The 24506-nt window shown below is 62.5% G+C and carries 20 protein-coding genes; 15 read left to right on the top strand and 5 right to left on the bottom strand.

Annotation, left to right across the window (positions count from 1 at the left end):
- Window positions 1–80: 80 nt before the first annotated feature.
- Entirely contained in the window at window positions 81–1040 is a 960-nt protein-coding gene (locus AB7M32_RS10860) for a glucokinase (protein ID WP_454249891.1), read from the bottom strand.
- The gene (gene edd, locus AB7M32_RS10855; protein ID WP_092166020.1) at window positions 1037–2863 is read right to left on the bottom strand and encodes a phosphogluconate dehydratase; all 1827 of its coding nucleotides are present in this window, start codon (window positions 2861–2863) and stop codon (window positions 1037–1039) included. Before edd ends, AB7M32_RS10860 begins: the two co-directional genes overlap by 4 nt.
- Before the next feature lie 230 nt (window positions 2864–3093).
- Between edd and gap the strand changes: the two genes are divergently transcribed.
- From gap to AB7M32_RS10820, 7 genes are all read left to right on the top strand, one after another.
- Window positions 3094–4095: a type I glyceraldehyde-3-phosphate dehydrogenase gene (gene gap / locus AB7M32_RS10850; protein ID WP_072409674.1), complete on the top strand. Its 1002-nt coding sequence runs from the start codon at window positions 3094–3096 to the stop codon at window positions 4093–4095.
- A gap of 202 nt (window positions 4096–4297) precedes the next feature.
- Entirely contained in the window at window positions 4298–4804 is a 507-nt protein-coding gene (locus AB7M32_RS10845) for an RNA polymerase sigma factor (protein ID WP_092166018.1), read from the top strand.
- A 142-nt stretch (window positions 4805–4946) separates the two neighbouring features.
- Window positions 4947–5852 (top strand): FecR family protein, encoded by a 906-nt coding sequence (locus tag AB7M32_RS10840; protein WP_454252122.1) that lies wholly within the window; start codon window positions 4947–4949, stop codon window positions 5850–5852.
- 118 nt (window positions 5853–5970) lie between these two features.
- Window positions 5971–8565 (top strand): TonB-dependent receptor, encoded by a 2595-nt coding sequence (locus AB7M32_RS10835; RefSeq protein ID WP_454249890.1) that lies wholly within the window; start codon window positions 5971–5973, stop codon window positions 8563–8565.
- A 169-nt stretch (window positions 8566–8734) separates the two neighbouring features.
- Window positions 8735–9325 carry a biliverdin-producing heme oxygenase gene (locus tag AB7M32_RS10830; RefSeq protein ID WP_454249889.1) on the top strand — a complete coding sequence of 197 codons (591 nt, stop codon included), beginning with the start codon at window positions 8735–8737 and terminating at the stop codon, window positions 9323–9325.
- A 120-nt stretch (window positions 9326–9445) separates the two neighbouring features.
- Window positions 9446–9889 (top strand): YbaN family protein, encoded by a 444-nt coding sequence (locus AB7M32_RS10825; RefSeq protein ID WP_454249888.1) that lies wholly within the window; start codon window positions 9446–9448, stop codon window positions 9887–9889.
- A 34-nt stretch (window positions 9890–9923) separates the two neighbouring features.
- Window positions 9924–11270: a CoA transferase gene (locus AB7M32_RS10820; protein WP_454249887.1), complete on the top strand. Its 1347-nt coding sequence runs from the start codon at window positions 9924–9926 to the stop codon at window positions 11268–11270.
- Between the two features lie 117 nt (window positions 11271–11387).
- Here AB7M32_RS10820 and arcD (AB7M32_RS10815) read toward each other — a convergent pair whose 3' ends face one another.
- A complete protein-coding gene (arcD, locus tag AB7M32_RS10815) occupies window positions 11388–12815 on the bottom strand; it encodes an arginine-ornithine antiporter (protein ID WP_454249886.1) in 1428 nt (475 codons plus the stop codon).
- Window positions 12816–13207: 392 nt separating this feature from the next.
- Between arcD (AB7M32_RS10815) and arcD (AB7M32_RS10810) the strand changes: the two genes are divergently transcribed.
- The 6 genes from arcD (AB7M32_RS10810) (at window position 13208) to AB7M32_RS10785 (ending at window position 18916) form a co-directional block, all read left to right on the top strand.
- Window positions 13208–14635, top strand: coding sequence for an arginine-ornithine antiporter (gene arcD / locus AB7M32_RS10810; RefSeq protein ID WP_454249885.1), 1428 nt, complete (start codon window positions 13208–13210; stop codon window positions 14633–14635).
- A 30-nt stretch (window positions 14636–14665) separates the two neighbouring features.
- A complete protein-coding gene (arcA, locus tag AB7M32_RS10805) occupies window positions 14666–15922 on the top strand; it encodes an arginine deiminase (RefSeq protein ID WP_454249884.1) in 1257 nt (418 codons plus the stop codon).
- A gap of 70 nt (window positions 15923–15992) precedes the next feature.
- A complete protein-coding gene (locus AB7M32_RS10800) occupies window positions 15993–17003 on the top strand; it encodes an ornithine carbamoyltransferase (protein ID WP_454249883.1) in 1011 nt (336 codons plus the stop codon).
- Window positions 17004–17152: 149 nt separating this feature from the next.
- The gene (gene arcC, locus AB7M32_RS10795) at window positions 17153–18082 is read left to right on the top strand and encodes a carbamate kinase (RefSeq protein ID WP_454249882.1); all 930 of its coding nucleotides are present in this window, start codon (window positions 17153–17155) and stop codon (window positions 18080–18082) included.
- A 63-nt stretch (window positions 18083–18145) separates the two neighbouring features.
- On the top strand, window positions 18146–18505 hold the full coding sequence (locus tag AB7M32_RS10790) for a DUF5064 family protein (RefSeq protein ID WP_072409642.1): 360 nt from the start codon (window positions 18146–18148) through the stop codon (window positions 18503–18505).
- Window positions 18506–18739: 234 nt separating this feature from the next.
- Window positions 18740–18916, top strand: a complete 177-nt coding sequence (locus AB7M32_RS10785; RefSeq protein WP_162843733.1) for a hypothetical protein — start codon at window positions 18740–18742, stop codon at window positions 18914–18916.
- Between the two features lie 7 nt (window positions 18917–18923).
- Here the strand turns inward: AB7M32_RS10785 and AB7M32_RS10780 are convergent, their stop codons facing one another.
- Entirely contained in the window at window positions 18924–19817 is an 894-nt protein-coding gene (locus AB7M32_RS10780; RefSeq protein ID WP_454249881.1) for a helix-turn-helix domain-containing protein, read from the bottom strand.
- Window positions 19818–19992: 175 nt separating this feature from the next.
- Here AB7M32_RS10780 and pobA point away from each other — a divergent pair, with 175 nt between their 5' ends.
- Complete coding sequence (gene pobA / locus AB7M32_RS10775) at window positions 19993–21183, top strand: 4-hydroxybenzoate 3-monooxygenase (RefSeq protein WP_454249880.1); 1191 nt, start codon at window positions 19993–19995, stop codon at window positions 21181–21183.
- A 51-nt stretch (window positions 21184–21234) separates the two neighbouring features.
- Entirely contained in the window at window positions 21235–22770 is a 1536-nt protein-coding gene (locus tag AB7M32_RS10770; protein WP_454249879.1) for an MDR family MFS transporter, read from the top strand.
- A gap of 133 nt (window positions 22771–22903) precedes the next feature.
- Here the strand turns inward: AB7M32_RS10770 and AB7M32_RS10765 are convergent, their stop codons facing one another.
- Entirely contained in the window at window positions 22904–24253 is a 1350-nt protein-coding gene (locus AB7M32_RS10765) for a spinster family MFS transporter (protein WP_454249878.1), read from the bottom strand.
- Window positions 24254–24506 lie beyond the last annotated feature (253 nt).

Raw genomic sequence — 24506 nt, 5'->3', positions numbered from 1 at the left:
GCAACAGTCAACCTCAATGGCGACTGACACTCCGTCATCGCGAGCAAGCTCGCTCCCACAGGTGGGGTACCTATCGAACCTCAGGCGGCGGCGGATTGCTCCAACGCCACGCCCGCGCCCATCAGGCCGGAGTATGGCGCGGTCACCAGCCAGACCGGAATGCCCTTGAAGTAATCGCTCATGCAACCCTTGTCGGCAAAGCAGCGGGCGAAACCGCTTTCGAGGAAGAAATCGGCAAAGCGCGGGACCACGCCACCGACGATGTAGACGCCGCCGCGTCCGCCCAGGGTCAACACGTTGTTGCCGGCCACGCGCCCCAGCCAGCGGCAGAACTGCTCGAGCACTTCCAGGGCGATGGGGTCGCCGGCCAGGCCGGCCGCGGTGATGGATTCGGGAGAATCGAGTACCGGCACATGGCCGTCCACTGCGCAAATGGCCCGGTACACCCGAGGCAAACCGCTACCGCTCAAGGCGGTTTCGGCGCTGACGTGGCCGATCTCGTTGTAGATGTGCTGCCACAGCTGGGTTTCCCGCGGACTGCTCATGGGCAGGTCGACATGGCCGCCCTCCCCCGGCAACGCGGCGAAACGGCCCTCCCCCAGATCCAACAGCGTGCCGACGCCCAACCCGGTACCCGGCCCGATCACCACCGCCGGACGCATCGGCTCCGGGGTGCCTTCGCACACGACCCGGTACTCATCGGGACGCAAGCAGGTCATGCCCAAGGCCATGGCCGAGAAGTCGTTGACCAGCAACAGCTGCTCCACCTGCAGGGTCTGGCAGAACGCCAGATTGCTCAGGCGCCAGTGATTGTTGGTAAAGCGAAACTCATCGCCGCTCACGGGACCGGCCACCGACAGGCACACCGAACCGATGGCGCCCGGTTTCAGACCCAGGCCGCCCAGGTACACCAGGATGGCATCTTCCGGGCAGGCGTAATCCGCCGTTGCCAGCACCTGGATGTTTTCCAGGGTGTGGTTTTTCCACAGCGCGAAGCGTGCGTTGGTCCCACCGATGTCACCGACCAAAGCCAGTTTCAATTAAGCGTCTCCAGGGCAGATGTGAAGGCGCTGGCGCCCTGCTCCGCCGAGCTGAAGGCCATGCGCATGAAACCGAACAGCTCGCGGCCGGTGCCGATGTTGTTGCCCAACAGGCCCTTGGCCGGCGTGCGCGCGGCGAACTCCTCGGCGTCCACCTTCAATTCCAAGGTGCCTTTGACGCCATCGACACGGATGATATCGCCCTCCTGCACCCGGGCCAACGCACCACCGACATAAGCTTCAGGACTGACATGGATGGCCGCCGGGATTTTCCCCGACGCGCCGGACATTCGGCCATCGGTCACCAGCGCCACTTTGAAGCCACGGTCCTGCAATACCCCCAGGAATGGCGTCATCTTGTGCAGCTCAGGCATGCCGTTGGAGCGCGGGCCCTGGAAGCGCATCACCGCGACAAAATCCTTTTCCAGCAGGCCGGCCTTGAACGCGTCCGCCAGGTCCTGTTGGTCCTGGAAGACCATGGCCGGGGCTTCGACAATCTGGTTTTCCAGGGCCACGGCCGAGACCTTCATCACCCCACGGCCCAGGTTGCCTTCCATCACGCGCAACCCACCTTCTGGCGAGAAGGCGCGGGCCACCGGGCGCAGGATGTTTTCGTCGAGGCTTTCAATCGGGCCGTCGCGCCACACCAACTCGCCATCCTCCAGGAAAGGTTCCTGGGTGTAGCGGCTCAGGCCGTGACCGAGCACGGTGTTGACGTTTTCATGAAGCAAACCGGCTTCGAGCAACTCACGGATCAGGAACGACATGCCGCCGGCTGCCTGGAAGTGGTTGATGTCGGCCTTGCCGTTCGGGTAGACGTGGCTCAGGGTCGGCACCACCTCGGAGAGGTCGGCCATGTCTTGCCAGGTCAACTGGATGCCCGCCGCCATGGCGATGGCCGGCATGTGCAGGGTGTGGTTGGTGGAGCCGCCGGTGGCATGCAGCGCAACGATGGAATTGACCAGCGAGCGCTCGTCGACGATTTCGCCGATGGGCATGAAATTGCCGCTTTGCTTGGTCATGCGCGTCACCTGGAACGCCGCTTCACGGGTCAGGGCATCGCGCAGCGGCGTGTTCGGGTTGACGAACGAGGCGCCCGGCAAGTGCAGGCCCATCACTTCCATCAGCAACTGGTTGGTGTTGGCGGTGCCGTAGAAGGTGCAGGTACCGGGACTGTGGTAGGACTTCATCTCCGATTCCAGCAGCTCTTCGCGGGTGGCCTTGCCTTCGGCGTAGCGCTGGCGCACGTCGGCTTTTTCCTTGTTGGAAATGCCCGAGACCATCGGCCCGCCTGGCACGAAGATCGTCGGCAAGTGACCGAAGCGCAGCGCGCCCATCATCAGGCCCGGGACGATCTTGTCGCAAATGCCGAGCATCAGCGCACCGTCGAACATGTTGTGGGACAGCGCCACCGCCGTGGACAGCGCGATCACTTCGCGGCTCGGCAGGCTCAGTTCCATCCCCGCCTCGCCCTGGGTCACGCCGTCGCACATGGCGGGCGTGCCGCCGGCGAACTGGCCGACCGAGCCAATCTCGCGCAGGGCTTTCTTGATCTGTTCCGGGAAGGTTTCGTAGGGCTGGTGGGCCGAGAGCATGTCGTTGTAGGACGACACGATGGCGATGTTGGCGGCGTTCATCATCCGCAGGTGGTGTTTGTCTTCGGTGCCGCAACCGGCCACGCCGTGGGCGAAGTTGGCGCACTGCAGCTTGCCGCGCATCGGACCGTCGCTGGCGGCACCACGGATCAATGCAAGGTAAGCCTGACGCGTGGCGCGGCTGCGGGCGATAAGCCGTTCGGTGACCTCAAGAACGCGGGGATGCATGTGTAGAACTCCAGGCTAACGGGTGTGGCGACCTGATTGTCTATGCTGGTCAAAAGCCCGCTGCACGCTGTGTGGAAGGCGAGGCGACAGACGGTTTTTGACCATTCGGACCAGTTGATTCAGGTCACTCGTTGTAGATAAAACAAAATATTGCCACTAAAAAGGCTTGTTTTCTATTTTTATGCGAATAATCTTGTAATTCCAACAACAAATCGACGGCGGCGCAGTTAATGACTCTTCGAATCGCAATCAATGGTTTTGGCCGCATCGGCCGCAACGTCCTCCGTGCACTGTATACCCAAGGCTATCGTCGCGACCTGCAGATCGTCGCCATCAACGACCTGGGCGACAGTGCAATCAATGCCCATCTGCTCAAGTTCGACACCGTGCATGGCACCTTCGACGCCGACGTCCAGCACGATCACGAAAGCCTGACGGTCAATGGCGACCGCATCTCGGTCAGCGCCATCCGCAACCCGGCCGAATTGCCTTGGGCGGCCGAGAAGATCGACGTGGTGTTCGAATGCACCGGCCTGTTTACCGACCGCAACAAGGCGGCCGCCCATATCAGCGCCGGTGCCCGCAAGGTGATCATCTCGGCCCCGGCCAAGGGCGCCGATGCCACCGTCGTGTATGGCGTGAACCACGATATCCTGCGCCAGTCCCACCAAATCATCTCCAACGCTTCGTGCACCACCAACTGCCTGGCCCCGGTGGCCCAGGTGCTGCACCGCGAGCTGGGCATCGAAAGCGGCCTGATGACCACCATCCATGCCTACACCAACGACCAGAACCTGACCGACGTCTACCACAGCGACCCGTACCGTGCTCGCTCGGCCACCCAGAACATGATCCCGAGCAAGACCGGCGCCGCCGAAGCGGTGGGCCTGGTGCTGCCGGAACTGGCCGGCAAGCTGACCGGCATGGCGGTGCGCGTACCGGTGATCAACGTCTCGCTGGTCGACCTCACCGTGCAGCTCAAGCGCGAAGCGTCGGCCGAAGAAGTCAACGAACTGCTGCGCCAGGCCAGCCAGCATTCGAAGATCCTCGGCTACAACACCCTGCCGCTGGTCTCCAGCGATTTCAACCACAACCCGCTGTCGTCGATCTTCGACGCCAACCACACCAAGGCCAGCGGCAAGCTGCTCAAGGTATTGGCCTGGTATGACAACGAGTGGGGTTTCTCCAACCGCATGCTGGATAACTGCCTGGCGTTGTGTAATGCCGAATAACTGACACGGCAGTATCGAGCTTCTGTGGGAGCGAGCTTGCTCGCGATAGCGCTGTATCAGCCAACATCGATGGCGACTGACACGCCATCATCGCGAGCAAGCTCGCTCCCACAAGACTTCAAATTCTTGAAATGAATGAAGGCTTGACCCGCGACGCAGATGATAAGCATTATCATCAACTCGAACCGGATCGGGCCCTACCGTGAGTCAATCGCGCTTTCATCACGTCTTCCTCGCCCAGCGCACGCCGCTGCTGCGCACCCTCGAGCGCATGGTCAGCAACCCCAGTACCGCCGAAGACCTGCTTCAGGAAACCTACCTGCGTGTCACCCGCGCATTGGCCGAACGCACGGTCGAGCACCTCGAACCTTTTGTTTTCCAGACCGCCCGCAACCTGGCGCTGGACCATTTGCGTGCCCGACGCATCCAGGCCCGGACCCTGCTGGATGACGTGCCGCTGGAAGTCGTCCAAAACGTCGTCGCCCCCCAGAGCAGCGCCGAGGACGCCGCCCATGCCCAGCAACTGCTCGAGCGCCTGAATGTCAGCCTGCAGGCCCTGAGCCCGCGACAACGGCAGATCTTCATCCTCAGCCGCCTGCATGGCCACAGTTACCAGGAAATCGCCGAACGGCTGGGCGTGTCCCTGAGTACGGTGCAAAAGGAACTGAAGCTGATCATGGCGATCTGTGTGGGACAACTTCAGCTATAAGATTCAAGCTGCAGTTGTGTGCAGGCTTGTGCTTGCGACTTGAAACTTGAAGCTTGTAACTTGCCGCTGAACCGAGAAACGAGAACCCACCGTGACGGACAACTCCCCTTCTCCTGCACCGACGCCGGAAACCGCCCATGCCATGGAGCAGGCGCTGGATTGGCTGATCCTGCTGGACAGCCCCAGCGAGGAACAGACACGGCAGTTCCAGGCCTGGCTGGCGGCCGATCCACGTCATGGCGAGGCGTTCGCCCGGGCCCAGGCGATCTGGAACGGGCCACAGGTGATGGAAAGTGCCCGCCAACTTGAAACCGCGCCCAAGGTCACCGCGCTGTCGCGCCTGCGTGCCCACTGGAAACCGCTGGCCACCGCCGCCGTGCTGTTTCTCGGCCTGTTCAACTTCAGCGACCTGCCCCTGCGCTTGCAGGCCGATCACCTGACCGTGGTCGGTGAGCGCCAGCGCCTGCAATTGGAAGACGGATCCAAGGTCCTGCTCAACACCGACTCGGCGTTCTCCAGCACGTTCAACGGACAACGACACGTGGCCCACTTGTACAAGGGCGAGGCCTTCTTCGAGGTCCCGGGCAACCGCACCCTGCCGCTGGAAATCGACGCCGGCCCGGTCACCGCCAGCGTCAGCGACACCACGTTCGCCGTGCGTTACCTCGACGGCGTGGCCCAGGTCCAGGTACAGCGCGGCGATGTGGATCTGCGGGCCAATCGCAACGACACCCATGTGCGGCTGTCGGCTGGGGAGAGCATCCGCATCGGCCCCAACGGCTTCGACCGTCCGGCCCGCCTCGATGCCAACACGGACCTGGCCTGGGTCCAGGGTCGACTGGTGTTCGAGAACCGGCCGCTGAGCCAGGTACTGGCCGAGCTGCGCCGCTACTACCCCGGCTGGATCATCAACAGTAACGAACAGTTGGCCAATGTCGCGGTGACCGGCAATTACCGCCTCGATCAGCCGTTGGACGTGGTCCGCTCCCTGGCCCATATCACCTCGGCGCGGCTTCAGGAGTTCCCGGCGCTGGTGATCTTGAACTAAATGAGAATTATTTTTACTCGATAGGCACCGCTGGTTCGTCTCGTTATAGCCAATGCAATTGATTCGCATCCAGCGATGCGATCTGCACCTATAACAGATGCGACACGGAGCGCTATCGATGTCCTCTCGCCTTACTTGCCGGTTTCTTGCCCCCTCTTGCACGCTGTCACTGCTCACCGCCGCTATTCTGATGGCCGGCACCGCGCCGCTCGCCCTGGCTGCCACGGCCGCGCAACCCCCTGCCCGCACCATGGGCGATTACACCTTCGCCATCGCCCGGCAGCCACTGGTCTCGGCCTTGAATGCATTCACCGCGGTCACCGGCTGGCAAGTCGGCATGCCGGCGGAACTGGCCGAAGGCGTCGCGTCGCCAGGGGTGAACGGCTCGCTGCCGCCTGAAAAAGCCCTGGAGCGCCTGTTGGTGGGGACCCACCTGGGCTACCGCAAGCTGGGCGACAGCAGCATCGTGCTGGAAAGGCGCAGCAGCGGCAGCGCGATGGAGCTGCAACAAGTGACCATCAGCGCCACCCGCCAGGAACAGGACATCACCAGCGTACCCAGCACGGTCACCGTCCACGATCGCCAGGAACTGGACCGCAACAACGTCAATACCCTCAAGGATCTGGTGCGCTATGAACCGGGCGTGTCGGTGGGCGGTGCGGGCCAGCGCGGCGGCATCAGCGGCTATAACATTCGCGGCATCGACGGCAACCGGATCCTGACCCAGGTCGACGGCGTGGAAGTACCCGGCGGTTTCTTCAACGGCCCCTACGCCAAGACCCAGCGCAATTACGTCGACCCGGAAATCATCAAACGCGTGGAAATCCTCCGCGGTCCGGCCTCGGTGCTGTACGGCAGCAATGCCATTGGCGGTGCCGTCAGCTACTTCACCCTCGATCCGGACGGCATCATCAAGCCCGGCCAGGACGTTGGCGCCCGCCTGAAGACCGGCTACAGCTCCGCCGACGAAAGCTGGCTCAAGTCCGCCACCGTCGCCGGCCGCAGCGGCCCACTCGACGGCCTGCTGCACTACAGCCAGCGCGACGGTCACGAAACCGAATCCTACGGCAGCCACAACGGCACCGGCCTGGACCGCACCGCGGCCAACCCGGAAGACGTGCGCGCCAACAACGTGCTGGCCAAGCTCGGCTGGAACTACAGCGATGACGCACGCCTTGGCCTGGTCTACGAGAAATACAAGGACGACCGCGACAGCGACCTGAAAAGCGCCTACGGCGGCCCCTACGCGAACGGCCAGCCGGCGATCCCCGATTTTGTACTGCCCGGCGGCATGTACCAGTGGCGTACCGGCAACGACACCATCACCCGCGAGCGTTTCGGCCTGGAGCACAGCTTCGCCCTCGACAGCCTGCTGGCCGACCACGTCAAGTGGAGCCTGAACCACCAGGTCGCCAAGACCGACCAGAGCACCGCCGAGTTCTATTTCCCGATCACCCGCCAGGTCCTGCGCACCCGGGACACCCTCTACGAAGAAAAGCAGTGGGTCTTCGATGCGCAACTGGACAAGGCCTTCAGCATCGCCGACACCGATCACTCGCTGACCTACGGCACCACGATCAAGCAACAGAAAGTCACCGGCTCGCGCAGCGGCAATGGCGTGTGCCTGGCGGTCGGGGTCGGTTGCTCTGCGGTGGGCGCCATCAGCACCCGGGACGTGCTGGCAAAAGCCAGTGACTTCCCCGATCCGACCATCAACAGCTACGCCCTGTTCGCCCAGGACCAGATCAGTTGGGATAAATGGACCTTCACGCCCGGCCTGCGCTACGACTACACCCAGCTCAAGCCCCATCTGACCGAGGAATTCCTCAACACCGTGGACCCAACCGGCGGCGGTGAAGTCAGCGACAAGAACAAGACCTGGCATCGTGTCTCGCCCAAATTCGGCCTGACCTATGCCCTGAACGATGAGTACACCTGGTATGGCCAGTACGCAGAAGGCTTCCGCACGCCGACCGCCAAGGCCTTGTATGGTCGTTTCGACAACCCCAACGCCGGCTATAGCGTGGAACCCAACCCCGACCTGGAACCGGAAAAAAGCAAAAGCTACGAGACTGGCCTGCGTGGGCGTTTCGACTCCGGCTCGTTCGATGTGGCGGTGTTCTACAACAAGTACCGCGATTTCATCAACGAGGACGCCATCACCCCCGGCGCCAACCAGTTGACCTTCCAGAGCAACAACATCAAGCACGCCACCATCAAGGGCGCCGAGGTCAAGGGACGCCTTGAGCTGGATGTGCTGGGTGCGCCAAAGGGCCTGTACACCCAAGGTTCGGTGGCCTACGCCTACGGTCGCAACAACGACACGGGCGAGCCGCTCAACAGCGTCAACCCGCTCACCGGCGTGTTTGGCCTGGGCTACGACCAGGAGCAGTTCGGCACGTTGCTCAGCTGGACCCTGGTCAAGAAAAAGGAACGCGTCGACGACAGCAACTTCAACTCGCCCGATGGCGTGAGCAGCCAGTTCAAGACACCAGGCTTCGGCATCCTCGACCTGACGGGTTTCTACAAGGTGACCCGCGACGTGACCGTCAGCGGCGGCCTCTACAACCTCACCGACAAGAAGTACTGGCTGTGGGATGACGTGCGCGGCTACGACAGCGTGGGCGAAGCGGCGGTGCTGAGCCCCGCCAACCTCGATCGCCTGACCGCGCCCGGGCGTAACTTCGCGGTGAACCTGATCTGGGATATCTGACCCGATTTCCCAGGCAACACAAACACCTGTGGCGAGGAGAGTCATGTGGGAGCAAGGCTTGCCCGCGATGAAGGCGATGCGGTCTTTCAGAGATCGAGGCGCCTGTTTCGCGAGCAAGCTTTGCTCCCACAGCCCCTCGCCACAGCGATCTAATTCAAAGGAATTGTTCATGACCACACAACGTCCCGCTTCACGCTCCCAACGCCTGAACCAGATCACCCACGAGCCTCACAGCAAGCTCGACGCCCTGGTCAAGGCCCACGCCCCGTTCGAAACCCCGGCCAGCTTCGCCCGTTTCGTCGTCGCCCAGTACTTGTTCCAGTCGGAACTGGTGGCGCTGTACAACGACGCCGAGCTGTCCGCCCTGATTCCCGATCTGCCGGCCCGTTGCCGGGCCGACGCAGCCAAGGCGGATCTCGCCGACCTGGACACCGAAGTCCCGGCGCCGGTGGCCGGTGCGGTGAACAACCCGACCCAAGCCGAAGCCCTGGGCTGGCTGTTCGTCTCCGAAGGTTCCAAGCTCGGTGCCGCGTTCCTGATCAAGCGTGCCGTGGGCCTGGGGCTGAGCGAAACCTTCGGCGCCCGGCACCTGGCGGAACCTGCCGGCGGGCGCGCCGAAGGCTGGAAAACCTTCACCCGCACCCTCGACGGCCTGGTCTTCACCGAACAGCAGGAAGCCGAGGCGGATAAAGGCGCGCTGGACGCCTTCAACCGCTTTACCGTGCTGCTGGAACAGGCTTATGCGACCGAGCCGGCTTGATCTGTGGGAGCGAGCTTGCTCGCGATGGCGGACTTTCAGCCACCTTATTGGCCGCCTGATACACCGCCATCGCGAGCAAGCTCGCTCCCACAAGGTAAAGTGCATTTCGGATAGAAGTACATGAGCCGCACGCCCTCCAAACTCACCCAACTGCTCTTCGCCCTGCTCGCCTACACCAGCCTGGCCATCGGCCTGGTCGCCATCGTCGTGCCCGGCCTGCCGACCACCGAGTTCATCCTGCTGGCTGCCTGGGCCGCGACCCGCAGTTCACCGCGCCTGAGCGCCTGGCTGGAGAGCCATCGGTTGTTCGGGCCGATGCTGCACAACTGGCGCAACGGCAAGGTCATCCCGCGCCGGGCCAAGGTGGCTGCCACCGTCAGCATGCTGCTGTGTGCCGGACTGATGCTGGTAATGCTCGACCACGGCTGGCCGGTTTGCCTGGCGCTCGCGGGCATGGGCCTGGGCAACCTGTGGATCTGGTCGCGGCCGGAACAGGCACAGGTCACTTGTGGCGAGGGAGCTTGCTCCCGCTGGGGCGCGAAGCGGCCCCCAACGGATTTTTGATCTATGATCGCCCTCTCGTACTGGAGGGCTTTCGATGTCAGATCTGCTCACGTCCATGCAAACCGCACTCGGCTTGCCCACGACCCCAATCACCTTCAGCGGCGAAGGCGCCCTGCCCTCGGCGTTCGCCGTCACGGAGCTGGCCAGCGCCAGCATCGCCGTGGCGGGCCAGGCGACCGCCGCGCTCATCCACCAGCAAACCGGCCGCCTGCCGCCCGCCGAGGTCGACCGGCGCCTGGCGTCGTTCTGGTTCTCCACTTCCCTGCGCCCCATCGGCTGGAGCGTGCCGCCGATGTGGGACCCGGTGGCCGGCGACTACGCCAGTGCCGACGGCTGGATTCGCCTGCACACCAACGCGCCGCATCATCGCCTGGCCGCGGAAAAAGTCCTCGGCACCTGCACCGACCGCACCGACATGGCGGCGAGGGTGGTCCGTTGGAACAAGGCCGAGCTGGAACAGGCCGTGGTCGACGCCGGCGGTTGCGCCGCCCAGATGCGTTCGTGGCAGGCCTGGCAGGCCCACCCCCAAGGCATGGCGGTGAATGCCGAACCGCTGGTGCATCTGAGTGAAACGACTGCAGAACAGCGCAAGCCCTGGCTCGGCTCCGTGACCCAGCCACTGGCGGGCCTCAAGGTGTTGGACCTGACCCGCGTGCTGGCCGGCCCCGTCGCCAGCCGCTTCCTCGCCGGCCTGGGGGCCGACGTGCTGCGCATCGACCCGCCGACCTGGAACGAACCCGGCGTGGTCCCGGAAGTCACGCTGGGTAAACGCTGCGCCCGCCTCGACTTGCATCGGCCCGATGATCGCGCGGTGTTCGAGGCACTGCTCAAAGACACCGACATCCTCCTGCACGGCTACCGTGCCGATGCCCTGGAGCACCTGGGCTATGGCGCCGAACAGCGTCGACAACTGGCCCCGGGCCTGATCGACGTCAGCCTCAACGCCTACGGCTGGAGCGGCCCTTGGCAGAACCGGCGCGGCTTCGACAGCCTGGTGCAGATGAGCAGCGGCATTGCCGAGGCCGGCATGGCCTGGAAACACACCGACAAACCGACACCGCTGCCGGTGCAGGCGCTGGACCATGGCACCGGCTACCTGATGGCGGCCAGCGCCCTGGTGCTGCTGTCTCGGCGCCTGGAAAGCGGTCACGGCGGCTCGGCACGCCTGTCACTGGCACGCACGGCGAAGCTGTTGATCGAGCGTGGCCCAGGAGACCCTACGCCATTGCGCGCCGAGAACGACGATGATCAGGGCCTGGTGGTCGAACAAACGCCATGGGGGCCAGCCCACCGCTTGCAGGTGCCGTTGAAAATCACCGGGACGCCCCTGCAATGGACCTTGCCGGCGGCAGAACTGGGCGCCCATCGCCCGCAGTGGTGAAGAAGGCCTGTGGCGAGGGAGCTTGCTCCCGCTGGGGCGCGTAGCGGCCCTGTTTTTTTGGGGCTGCTGAGCAGCCCAGCGGGAGCAAGCTCTCTCGCCACAGGAACCGCACGAGCCTTACAACACCAGCACGCCAACGTACAACCCATAAGCCGCCACCCCCGCCCCCGCCATCACACATGCAAAGACGCCTTTCTCCACAGGGGTGAACAAGGGTAGGCGCTGCTCGCGCTTGGCCTGGGCAAACAGGATCACCCCCGGCGCGTACAACAGCGCCGACAGCAGCAGGTATTTCACGCCGCCGGCATACAGCAGCCACACCGCATAGCACAGCGCAACGCCACCCATGCACAGGTCCTTCATGCGCCCGGCCGAGGCCTGCCCATAGGTTTCGCCCCGTGCGCAAAGCAACACCGCATAGGCTGCCGACCACAGGTACGGCACCAGAATCATCGATGATGCGAGGTAGATCAGGCTGGTATAGGTGCCTGCGGAAAACAGGGTAATCAGCAAAAACAACTGGATCATGGCATTGGTCAGCCATAACGCGTTGACCGGCGCACGGTTGGCGTTTTCCTTGGTCAGGAACGCCGGCATCGTCTTGTCCCTGGCGGTGGCATAGAGAATTTCGGCGCACAACAGCGCCCAGGACAACAGCGCACCCAACAACGACACCGCCAGGCCGAGACTGATCAACACCGCGCCCCAAGGCCCGACGATATGTTCCAGCACGCCGGCCAGGGACGGGTTCTGCAGTTGCGCCAAGGCAGGCTGGCTCATGATCCCCAGGGACAACACGTTCACCAGCACCAGCAGCGCCAGGACCCCGAGAAAACCGATCACCGTCGCACGTCCGACGTCCGCACGTTTTTCCGCCCGCGCCGAGTAGACACTGGCGCCTTCGATGCCAATGAACACGAACACCGTGACCAGCATCATGTGGCGCACCTGGTCCATCACGCTGCCCAGGTCCGGGTTCATCTCGCCCCAGATGTCCCGGGTGAACACCTCGACTTTGAACGCCACCGCGGCGATGACAATGAACATCACCAGCGGCACCACTTTGGCGATGGAGGTCACCAGGTTGATGAACGCCGCCTCCTTGATCCCGCGCAATACCAGGAAATGCACCGCCCACAGCAGCAACGATGCACAGGCGATGGCCACCGGCGTGTTGCCCTGGCCGAACACCGGGAAAAAGTAGCCCAGGGTGCTGAACAGCAACACGAAGTAACCGACGTTGCCCATCCAGGCACTGATCCAGTAGCCCCACGCGCAAGAGAAGCCCATGTAGTCGCCGAAACCGGCCTTGGCGTAGGCATAGACACCCGAGTCCAGCTCGGGCTTGCGATTGGCCAGGGTCTGAAAGACAAAAGCGAGGGTCAGCATGCCGACGGCGGTGATCGTCCAACCGATCAGCACTGCCCCCACGTCGGCCCGGGCCGCCATGTTCTGCGGCAGGGAAAAGATCCCGCCGCCGATCATCGACCCCACGACCAGCGCGACCAGCGCACCGAGTCGTAACTTTTCAATCGACTGCGGCATCTTTTTCGCTCATTAAGTAAATAATGCGACATAACGTTTTTGAATAACGTCATGCGCGTATAGCCCAAGGGATTATTACCTGGATCATTGTCCAGAACAGCAATAAGAAAGACCAAGACAGCCGATTATTTTTTTGCCAGAAAGCCACCTTCAAAATAGTTGCGATCCAGTGGAAATCAACTAGCTTGAATAGTCCTACGGGGACAGATCCCGTCTCGCCTCGCCTTCCAGGGCCTCTAAAACGGGGCTCCTGCCAATTTATGGACGTGAAGGAAAGTATTTAACTCCTTCATTAACAACGTAATGTTGTCATGTACTGATCCAGATCAGCTATTTAACTTTCAAATCGACTTAGTCTGTTGACTCTCTTCTCCTGCATTGGAGTCTCGTAAATGTCTGATACCCCCGGAAAACTTCGATTGGGTGCGCTAGTTGCACTGGTTGTCGGTTCCATGATCGGCGGCGGGATCTTTTCCCTGCCACAAAACATGGCCGCCAGCGCCGACGTCGGTGCGGTGCTGATTGGCTGGGCGATTACCGCCGTCGGCATGCTGACCCTGGCGTTCGTGTTCCAGACCCTGGCCAATCGCAAGCCCGACCTGGATGGCGGCGTGTATGTCTACGCCAAGGCCGGGTTCGGCGACTACATGGGCTTCTCGTCGGCCTGGGGCTACTGGATCAGCGCCTGGCTGGGCAACGTCGGCTACTTCGTACTGCTGTTCAGTACCCTGGGCTACTTCTTCCCGATTTTCGGTGAAGGCAACACCGTTGCCGCGGTGATCGGTGCCTCGGTATTGCTGTGGGCGGTGCATTTCCTGGTGCTGCGCGGCATCAAGGAGGCGGCGTTCATCAACCTGGTGACCACCATTGCCAAGGTCGTGCCGTTGCTGCTGTTCGTGTTGATCGCAGTGTTCGCCTTCAGACTCGACATCTTCACCGCCGACATCTGGGGCGTGAAAAACCCGGACCTGGGCAGCGTGATGAATCAGGTGCGCAACATGATGCTGGTCACCGTATGGGTGTTCATCGGCATCGAGGGCGCCAGCATCTTCTCGGCACGGGCCGAGAAACGCTCCGACGTCGGCAAGGCCACAGTCATCGGTTTCATCACCGTGCTGCTGTTCCTGGTGCTGGTCAACGTGCTGTCGCTGGGCATCATGACCCAGCCGGAACTGGCCAAGCTGCAGAACCCGTCGATGGCCGCCGTGCTGGAGCATGTCGTGGGCCACTGGGGCGCGGTGCTGATCAGCGTCGGCCTGATCATCTCGCTGCTTGGCGCCCTGCTGTCCTGGGTGCTGCTGTGCGCCGAGATCATGTTCGCCGCCGCCAAAGACCACACCATGCCCGAGTTCCTGCGCCGGGAGAACGCCAACCACGTACCGGCCAACGCCCTGTGGCTGACCAACGCGATGGTCCAGCTGTTTTTGGTCATCACCTTGTTCTCGGCCAGCACTTACCTGTCACTGATCTACCTCGCCACCTCGATGATTCTGGTGCCGTACCTGTGGTCGGCGGCCTACGCCGTGCTGCTGGCGGTGCGCGGCGAGACCTACGAAGGCTTCGCGGCCGAACGGCGCAAGGATCTGGCCATCGGCGCCATCGCCCTGATCTACGCGGTGTGGCTGCTGTACGCCGGCGGGATCAAGTACCTGCTGCTCTCCGCCCTGCTCTATGCCCCCGGCGCGATTCTGTTCGCCAAGGCCAAGCGCGAGTTGGGCAAACCGGTTTTCACCTCTGTCGAGAAGCTGATTTTCGCCGCAGTGATCGTAGGCGCCCTGGTGGCCGCCTATGGGCTCTACGACGGCTTCCTGACCTTGTAGCTGGCTGATTGTTTAACAGGAGGATTTGTAATGACCACGGAAAAAGTGAAGTACGGCGTTCATTCCGAAGCCGGTAAATTACGTAAAGTCATGGTGTGTTCCCCAGGCCTGGCCCATCAACGCTTGACCCCGAACAACTGCGACGAGCTGCTGTTCGACGACGTGATCTGGGTCAACCAGGCCAAGCGCGATCATTTCGACTTCGTCACCAAGATGCGCGAGCGTGACATCGACGTGTTGGAAATGCACAACCTGCTGACCGACATCGTCGCCATCCCCGAAGCCCTGGACTGGATCCTGCAGCGCAAGATCACCGCCAACTCGGTGGGCCTGGGCCTGGTGAACGAAGTCGGTTCCTGGCTGCGCAGCCTGGAGCCGCGCCATATCGCCGAGTTCCTGATTGGCGGCGTCTCGGCCGACGACCTGCCGGACAGCTTCGGTGGCAAGACCATCCAGATGTTCCGCGACTTCCTCGGGCACTCCAGCTTCATCCTGCCGCCGCTGCCCAACACCCAGTTCACCCGTGACACCACTTGCTGGATCTACGGCGGCGTGACCCTGAACCCGATGTACTGGCCGGCGCGCCGCCAGGAAACCCTGCTCGCCAGCGCCATCTACAAGTTCCACCCCGAGTTCACTCAGGCTGACTTCCAGATCTGGTACGGCGACCCGGACCTGGAGCATGGCAACGCCACGCTTGAAGGCGGCGACGTGATGCCCATTGGCAACGGCGTGGTGTTGATCGGCATGGGCGAACGTTCGTCCCGCCAAGCCATCGGCCAACTGGCGCTGAACCTGTTCAAGCACAAGGCCGTGGAGCGGGTGATCGTCGCCGGCTTGCCGAAGTCCCGCGCCGCCATGCACCTGGACACAGTGTTCAGCTTCTGCGATCGCGACCTGGTCACGGTTTTCCCGGAAGTGGTGAACCAGATCGTCGCCTTCTCCCTGCGCCCTGACGAGAGCAAGCCCGGCGGCATCGACGTGCGCCGCGAAGAAGGCAGCTTCCTCGACACCGTGGCCGCGGCGCTCAAGCTGCCGGCGCTGCGAGTGGTGGAGACCGGCGGCAACAGCTTCGCCGCCGAACGCGAGCAATGGGACGACGGCAACAACGTGGTGGCGCTGGAGCCAGGCGTGGTGATCGGTTATGACCGCAACACCTACACCAACACGCTGCTGCGCAAGGCCGGGGTGGAAGTCATCACCATCAGCGCCAGCGAGCTGGGCCGCGGCCGCGGCGGTGGCCATTGCATGACCTGCCCGATCATTCGCGACCCGATCGACTACTGACCTTCGAGCCTGGGCCAGTGTTTATCGAACGCAGCCCAGGGGATAACCGAAACCCAAGGAGATCCATATCATGGCGTTCAACATGCACAACCGCAGCCTGCTGAGTTTGATGCACCACACCAACCGCGAGCTGCATTACCTGCTGGACCTGTCCCGCGACCTCAAGCGTGCCAAGTACACCGGCACCGAACAGCCGCATCTCAAGGGCAAGAACATCGCGCTGATCTTCGAGAAGACCTCGACTCGCACCCGCTGTGCCTTCGAAGTCGCGGCACATGACCAAGGCGCCCACGTCACCTACATCGACCCTGTGTCGTCGCAGATCGGTCACAAGGAAAGCATGAAAGACACCGCCCGGGTCCTGGGGCGGATGTTCGACGCCATCGAGTACCGAGGCTTCGAACAGGAAATCGTCGAGGAACTGGCCAAGTTCGCCGGGGTGCCGGTGTTCAACGGCCTGACCGCCGAATTCCACCCCACCCAAATGATCGCCGACACCCTGACCATGCGCGAGCACAGCGACAAGCCGTTGCATGACATCAGCTACGCGTACCTGGGCGACGCGCGCTACAACATGGGCAATTCGCTGCTGATGATCGGCGCCAAACTGGGCATGGACGTGCGCATCGGCGCACCGAAAGCCCTGTGGCCGCATCAGGATTTCATCGACCAGTGCCAGGCTTTCGCCGCCGAAAGTGGCGCGCGTATCACCATCACCGAGGATCCGAAAGAAGCGGTCAAGGGCGTGGACTTCATCCACACCGATATCTGGGTGTCCATGGGCGAACCGGTGGAAGCCTGGGATGAACGCATCGAGCAATTGCTGCCCTACCAGGTCAACGCGCAAATGATGAAAGCCTCGGGCAACCCACGGGTGAAATTCATGCATTGCCTGCCGGCGTTCCACAACAGCGAAACCAAGGTCGGCAAGGACATCGCCGCCCGCTATCCGAACCTGGCCAATGGCGTGGAAGTGACCGAGGAGGTGTTCGAGTCCCCGGCCAACATTGCTTTCGAGCAGGCGGAAAACCGCATGCACACCATCAAGGCGATCCTGGTATCGGCGCTGGCGGATATCTGAATGCCCGACGCGAATCACTGTGGGAGCGAGCTTGCTCGCGATGGTGCAGGAACAGGCAACATTGATGTCGACTGACACACCGCTATCGCGAGCAAGCTCGCTCCCACAAGGGACCGCGTTGTTCGTCCATTTTTTTGAAGGACAACACCATGCGCATCGTCGTTGCCCTGGGCGGTAACGCCCTCCTGCGTCGGGGTGAACCCCTGACCGCTGCCAATCAACGCAGCAACATCCGCACCGCGACTGAACAGATCGCCAAGATCCACCCCGGCAACCAACTGGTCATCGCCCACGGCAACGGCCCGCAGGTCGGCCTGCTGTCGTTGCAGGCGGCGGCCTACACTGCGGTCACGCCGTATCCACTGGACGTGCTCGGCGCCGAAACCGAAGGCATGATCGGCTACATCATCGAACAGGAACTGGGCAATCTGCTGGACTTCGAAGTCCCCTTCGCCACGCTGCTGACCCAGGTCGAAGTGGATGGCAACGACCCGGCCTTCCAGAACCCTACCAAACCCATCGGCCCGGTCTACAGCAAAGCGGACGCGGAACGACTCGCTGCCGAGAAAGGCTGGGCCATCGCCCCGGACGGCGACAAGTTCCGCCGAGTGGTCGCAAGCCCCAGGCCCAAGCGCATCTTCGAGATCCGCCCGATCAAGTGGCTGCTGGAAAAAGGCAGCATCGTGATCTGCGCCGGCGGTGGCGGCATTCCGACGATGTACGACGCCGACGGCAAGCTGCAGGGCGTGGAAGCGGTGATCGACAAGGACCTGTGCTCGGCGCTGCTGGCCGAACAGCTGGAAAGCGATCTGCTGGTGATCGCCACCGACGTCAACGCCGCGTTCGTCGACTTCGGCAAGCCGACCCAGAAAGCCATCGCCCAGGCCCACCCCGACGAACTGGAACGGCTCGGTTTCGCCGCCGGCTCCATGGGGCCGAAGGTGCAGGCCGCCTGTGAGTTCGCGCGCAACACTGGCAAGGTCGCGGTGATCGGGTCGCTGTCGGACATCGATGCTATCGTCCAGGGCCAGGCCGGCACCCGTATCAGCACGTCGACACCTGGCATCGCTTATCGATAACAGGAAACTTGCAGGGCGGATCCGGGGTCTGCCCTACACCCACGCCTTCGAGGAGAGTCGTTTATGGCCATGTTCGAACCCGGTCACCTGCACATGGAACGCCATGCGCTGAACAAGGAAGATTTCAGCTACAACCTGTGCATCGACTACGAGGTCGCACAGGACCCCAAGGAAGGCACCGGCATGTCGTTCCGGGTGCATGGCACGGTGGAGGACAAGTCCTTGGACGAGACCTTCTTCCTGGCCAAGGACCAGGCCTTCGACTTCGCCCGCCACGCCACGCGTATCGCGCAGCAATATGGCTTGCCCAAGACCGCCAGCATCGGCTCGATGCACAAGTATTACGACGAAATGTTCGAAGACGTGCGCAAGCAACTGGACGTCAAGCCGGGCGATCCGATGAAGCCAGAACACCTGGCATAACCCGGCTAAAAGACCACCCCAATCCCCTGTGGGAGCGAGCTTGTTCGCGATAGCGGTAGATCAGCCGAGACACGGAGTGACTGACCCACCCTCATCGCGAGCAAGCTCGCTCCCACAAGGGCTATCAATGTTCTGAATAGTGGGTTAAACACACTCACTGCCTGGCTGGCAACCCGCCACGGCTGACCTATGCTGAAAGTAGTACCCCAGGGTATTCGTTCAGAGGTCACCGCCATGAACATCAAAACAAGAAGACGCCTCGCCATTTTCGTCACCTGCGCCGCCACGCTTGCGCTGTATGGCACTGCGGCCTACCGGGTCGAGCAGGCCAGGCAACTGCCCCGTGAATACGCCAGTTGCAACTTCGAACGCTGCATCCCCCACAGCGCGACCCTGAACGCCCTGCGCTGAGGCGTGGTCAGTCGTCCTGTTGATCGGTCTTGAGCCGGTCCCGGAACGCCTTGGGCGAGATACCGACGCGCCGGCGGAACAGCCGGGTGAAGTTGGTCGGGTCGGAAAACCCGAGCAGTTCGGAAATCTCGTAGATAGTCATGCCGGTGTAGGTCAGCAGGCGCTTGGCTTCCAACAACTGGCGCTCGTGCATGATCTGCAACGCCGGTTGGCCCGCCAGTTCCCGGCAGGTGCCGTTGAGGTGCGACACGGAAATGCCCAGGCGATGGGCCAGGTCTTCGACCTTGACATGCTCGCGATAGGTTTCTTCCACCAACTGAATGAACCCGTTGAGGTATTCCCGGGCCCGTTGCGGGCGCTGGGCCTGGGTATGTCGCTGCATCACCTGGCGGCTGACCCAGACCATGATCACGCTGACCAGCGCATGCATCAGCATTTCCCGAGCCGGCTGATGCCCCATGTATTCATTCTGCAGGGCGCTGAACAGGCTGTTGAGGTACTCGGCGTTCTCGAGGGCGGGGTAGCTTTCGGCCTGGGCCAGCACATTGACCGAATGCCCCAGTTGCCCTTGCAGGTGCGTGACCAACGGCGCCGCCAGGGTCACCACGTAACCTTCCACATCCTCGGAAAAACGAAAGCCATGGACCGACAGCGGCGGCAGGATCTGCACGGCCGGCTCGGTGAGCTGCGTGCGTCGGCCTTCGATTTCCAATTCCGCCTGGCCCTTGAAGACAAACAACAACTGACACAGATCGGCGTGCCGATGGGGTTTGATTTCCCAGTGATGCTCGCGGCTGCGCTTGGAGATGGTTTCGCAGTGCAGCAGGTCCGGGGTCGGCCATTCCTGGCTCTCACCGTAGAGCTTGAACACCGGGATCGAAGGCAGATCAGGTTTTTTCATAACGTGGATCCGGGCCTGGGGTTGCGGGCGATAATCGCACCAATTGGTAGAAAGTACAGGTATCGGCTCAGTTTTCCCCTTCAACTGACAGGTCCGCAAGCGAAAAATGTAGGCACTCGATTTCTAATAATCAACACCGACCCTGGTCGCGTGCTTCGTGCGAGTCATAAGAACAATGAAAACCCTCAAGACCCAAGTCGCTATCATCGGTGCCGGCCCCTCTGGCCTGCTGCTCGGCCAGTTGTTGCACAACGCCGGAATCGACACTGTCATCCTCGAACGCCAGACCCCCGACTATGTACTGGGCCGCATCCGCGCCGGCGTGCTGGAGCAAGGCATGGTCGAACTGCTGCGCCAGGCCGGCGTCGGCCAACGCATGGACGCCGAGGGCCTGCCCCATGACGGCTTTGAACTGGTGCTCAACGACCGGCGGGTGCACATCGACCTCAAGGGCCTGACTGGTGGTAAAAACGTCATGGTCTACGGCCAGACCGAAGTGACCCGTGACCTGATGGCCGCCCGCGAAGCCGCCGGCGCCCGCACGTTGTACCTGGCCAGCAACGCCCAGCCCCACGACATGCAAACCGAGCACCCTTTCGTGACCTTCGAGCATGAAGGGCAAACCTTGCGCCTGGACTGCGACTACATTGCCGGTTGCGACGGTTTCCACGGCGTGGCGCGACAGTCCATTCCGGCGGAAAAACTCAAGGTTTTCGAGCGTGTCTACCCGTTTGGCTGGCTCGGCGTGCTGGCCGACACCCCGCCGGTTCACGAAGAGTTGGTCTACGCTCGGCACGCCCGCGGTTTTGCCCTGTGCAGCATGCGCTCCAAGACCCGCACCCGTTACTACCTGCAAGTCCCCGCCGAGGAGCAAGTGGCCGACTGGTCGGACGAGCGTTTCTGGCATGAACTGAAAAACCGCCTGCCCACCGACCTGGCCGAGGCCTTGGTGACCGGCCCGTCCATCGAGAAAAGTATCGCGCCGCTGCGCAGCTTCGTGGTCGAGCCGATGCAGTACGGACGGATGTTCCTGGTGGGCGACGCGGCCCACATCGTCCCACCGACCGGGGCCAAGGGGCTGAACCTGGCCGCCAGCGATGTCAGCACGTTGTTCAACATCCTGCTCAAGGTCTATCGCGACGGTCGTGTGGACTTGCTGGAGCAATATTCGGCCATCTGCCTGCGGCGCGTCTGGAAAGCCGAACGGTTCTCGTGGTGGATGACTTCGATGCTGCACCGCTTCGACGACGATGCCTTCAACCAGCGCATCAGCGAAGCCGAGCTGGAATACTTCCTCGACTCCGAGGCCGGCCGAAAAACCATTGCGGAAAATTACGTCGGACTCCCTTACGAGGCTATCGAATAGCCGCCTACCGACTTAAACTGCGGGCTTCATCCCATTCGCCTCTTCGGCGCAATGCCCGCAGGTTCTGTCGTGACTCAGCTCGATACGCTCCAAGCCCCGAAACCGGCCATCCGCAGCGTGCTGGTGGCCCTGATGCTGGCGATTTTCCTGGGTGCCCTGGACCAGACCATCGTCGCCGTCTCGATGCCGGCCATCTCCGCACAATTTGCCGACGTCAGCCTGCTGGCCTGGGTAATTTCCGGCTACATGGTCGCCATGACCGTGGCGGTGCCCATCTACGGCAAGCTCGGCGACCTCTACGGACGCCGGCCGCTGATGCTGTTCGGCATGGGTCTGTTCACCCTGGCCTCACTGTTCTGTGGCCTGGCGCAAAACATGGAGCAACTGGTGCTGGCGCGGATTGTCCAGGGCATCGGCGCCGGCGGGATGATTTCGGTGAGCCAGGCGATCATCGGCGACATCATCCCGCCCCGCGAGCGGGGTCGCTACCAAGGGTATTTCAGCAGCATGTACGCGGTGGCCAGCGTGGCCGGGCCGGTGCTTGGTGGCTACATGACCGAATACTTGTCGTGGCGCTGGGTGTTCTGGATCAACCTGCCGCTGGGCCTCACGGCCTGGTGGGTGGCCCGCCGCACCCTGGTGGGGCTGCCAGTGCCGCAACGCACGCCGATCATCGATTACCTGGGCACCGTGTTGCTGATCATTGGCCTGACGGCGTTGCTGCTGGGGATCACCGAGGTCGGCCAGGGCCATGCCTGGCACAGCCGTGAAGTGCTGGGATTACTGGGTTGCGCGGGGATAGCCCTGGGAGCGTTCGCCTGGTACGAGCGCCGGGCGCGGGAACCGTTGCTGCCGATGCATCTGTTCGCCAACCGTAGCGCGGTGCTGTGCTGGTGCACGGTGTTCTTCACCAGTTTCCAGGCGATTTCCCTGACGGTGCTGATGCCGTTGCGCTTCCAGAGCGTGACCGGCGCCGGTGCCGACAGTGCGGCGTTGCACCTGTTGCCGCTGGCCATAGGGCTGCCGATCGGTGCGTATTTCGCTGGCCGCCGGACCTCGGTCACGGGGCGCTACAAACCGATGATCCTGAGCGGTGCCCTGCTCTTTCCCTTCGCCATCCTCGGCATGGCCTTCACTGCGCCTGACGCGTTCTGGCTCAGCAGCCTGTTCATGCTGCTCAGCGGCATCGCCTCGGGCATGCAGTTCCCCACGTCGCTGGTGGGTTCGCAGAACTCCGTACACCAACAGGACATTGGCGTCGCCACCAGCACCACCAACCTGTTCCGTTCCCTTGGCGGCGCGGTGGGCGTGGCGTTGATGTCGGCCTTGCTGCTGGCCTTGCTGCAGGATTCAAACTTCGCCCAGCTCGCCGGCTCGTCGCTGCTCGGCGAGGGGCATAGCGGCAATGTCTTGCTGGACGGTCTGAACGCCGCCCCGGGCGAGGCACAGGAGGCCTTGCGCCAGGCATTGCAGGTGACATTCCGGCATTTGCTGGTGATCAGCGCGGCGGTATCGCTGTTGGGGCTGGCGGCCGCGGTGGCGATGCCCAATCGCTTGCTGCGTGGGCGGGATGAGAAGGCTGGGTAACCTATATCGGTGAAGAAGGATTGTGGGAGCAAAGCTTGCTCGCGAAACAGGCACCTCGGTTTTTTGAAAGACCGCATCGCCTTCATCGCGGGCAAGCCTTGCTCCCACACAAGTCTTGCTCGCACAAATGCTATCAAGCCGTCGCTGCCACACCCCCCGGCTCCGCCACCACGCTCATCCCGTCCTTCATCCGCTTGGCATCGCGCACGAAACAGCGTGACGCCAGGAACAGGAACACCATGGTCAAGAGCAGCGCCACCGGGATCAGGTACATCGCGTCATGCAGGCCGATGGCCTTGAATGCTTCGGTCATCTGATCGACACCCGCGCTGGCCATGGCCGTGCGGGCGAAGTAGTCGGACAAGCCGCCCACCACCACCGGCCCCAAGCCGCCGCCAAGCAAATACAGCCCGGCAAAGTACAACGCCATCGCCGTGGCGCGCAGGCGCGGCTCCACTACGTCCTGGATGGCGGTGTAGACGCAGGTGTAAAAGTTATAGGCAAACAGCCAACCAACGCTGAATACCGCCACGAACACGCCGATTTCAATGCGCCCGGCATGCAGGGCCCACGCCGTGGTAACCGTCGAGATCGCCAGGCTGAACGCTGCAAACAGCAGGCGGCCGTTGGGCACGCGCTGGTGGATCTTGTCCGCGACCCAGCCGCCCAGGGTGAGCCCGAACAACCCCGTCACGCCCACCATGATGCCGGTGGCCACAGCCGCCTCGTGCAGCGGCATCAGGAAATAACGTTGCAGCATTGGTACCAGGAAGGAGTTGCAGGCATAGGTGGCGAAGTTGAAGCACAGCCCCGCCAGCACCAGCCACAGGAAGGTGGGAATCGCCAGCACCCGGCGAACCGGCTTGTCGATCTTTTCCTGGGAGACCTGCACGGTTTCCGCCGCGCCGCGCTTGGGCTCCTTGATGAAAAACATGAACACCGCCAGCACCAGCCCCGGTACCGCCGCGATGAAGAACGGCGCTCGCCAGCTGTCGAACGCCTTGACCATCGCGCCAATGGTGAAAAACGCCAACAGCAGGCCCAGCGGCAGGCCGAGCATGAAGATACCCATCGCTCGAGCCCGGCGGTGGGCCGGGAACAGATCGCCAATCAGTGAGTTGGCGGCTGGTGCGTAGCTGGCCTCGCCGATACCGACGCCCATGCGCACCACCAGGAACGCCCAGAAACTGCCCACCAGGCCGTTCACCGCCGTCAGTCCGCTCCAGGCCGCCAGGCCCCAGCCCATCAACTTGCTGCGCGAACCGGTATCGGCCATGCGCCCCAACGGCAAGCCGGCAATGGCATAAACGATGGTGAAGGCGGTGCCGATGATGCCGATCTGGAAGTCGCTGAGGCTCCACTCCATGCGGATCGGCTCGATGATGATCGCCGGGATGGTGCGGTCGAAGAAATTGAACAGGTTGGCCAGGAACAACAGGAACAGAATGCGCCAGGCATTCGCCGCTTGGGTCGAGTTCTGCATGGGTCCGTCTCTTTTATTGTTATGGGCCAACGGTCCGTGGCCTGGATATGCAATCTAGACAGCGGTACGGGCGCTGTCTCCAATCATTCGCAAGACTGATACCCACCCATGGGACGCGGCGTATTTCTTGATGCCAATCAAACTCCTGTAACAATTGCCACCATTTTGCCTTTTGCTGGTTAAAGATCGAAGTCCGGTGGCCGATCCAACGTGATCAGAAAAAGAATATCCCGAGCGCTGCTCAGGCCGCAGT

This window comes from Pseudomonas sp. R151218B TE3479 (genome assembly GCF_053629195.1).
This window is presented reverse-complemented; position numbering and strand designations above follow the sequence as displayed.